The 656-nt window shown below is 68.6% G+C and carries 2 pseudogenes; one reads left to right on the top strand and one right to left on the bottom strand.

Going from position 1 to position 656, the window contains the following annotated elements:
- Positions 1-327: pseudogene (locus EOA60_RS36015) on the top strand (malate synthase G); the annotation flags it as partial.
- 24 nt (positions 328-351) lie between these two features.
- Here EOA60_RS36015 and EOA60_RS36010 read toward each other — a convergent pair.
- Positions 352-656: pseudogene (locus EOA60_RS36010) on the bottom strand (ATP-binding protein); the annotation flags it as partial.

Here is a 656-nt window from a genome sequence, read left to right as displayed (position 1 = left end):
CCCGTTCCCGATATCAACTATGTCGGCCTTTTGGAGGACCGCGCCACGCTGCGCATCTCCTCGCAGCACATCGCCAACTGGCTGCGCCACAAGGTGTGCTCGGAGATCCAGGTCCGGGATTCGCTGCAGCGCATGGCGGCGATCGTCGATCGCCAGAATGTCGGCGACCCGTTCTACCGGTCGATGGCGCCGGATTTCGACAAGTCGATCGCCTTCCAGGCCGCCTGCGACCTGGTGTTCAAGGGGACAGTCCAGCCCAACGGTTACACCGAGCCGGTGCTGCATGCGCGCAGGCTGGAGCTGAAGGCGAAGCACCGGGCGGGGTAGCGCCGGAAATCCGCGCCAGGGACCTTACGCCGCCTGCGCCATGCGCTCCGCGCTCATGCGGTAGGAGATCGCCTCGGCGAGATGGATGCGGCCGACGGTTTCGCTGGCGTCGAGATCGGCGAGCGTCCGCGCGACCTTCAGCACGCGGTGATAGGCTCGCGCCGAGAAGGCGAGCTTTTCGCTGGCGTCCTTGAGCAGCGTCAGCCCGGCGGCGTCGGGCCTGGCGATCGCCTCGACGACCGAAGGCGGGCAGTGCGCGTTGGTGGTGGCCGCCGCACCCAGCCTTTCCAGCCGCTCGCGCTGCATGGCCCGGGCGCGCGCCACGCGCT

The sequence above is a fragment of the Mesorhizobium sp. M1A.F.Ca.IN.020.06.1.1 genome, from assembly GCF_004023265.1.
Taxonomy (GTDB): Bacteria; Pseudomonadota; Alphaproteobacteria; order Rhizobiales; family Rhizobiaceae; genus Mesorhizobium.
This window is presented reverse-complemented; position numbering and strand designations above follow the sequence as displayed.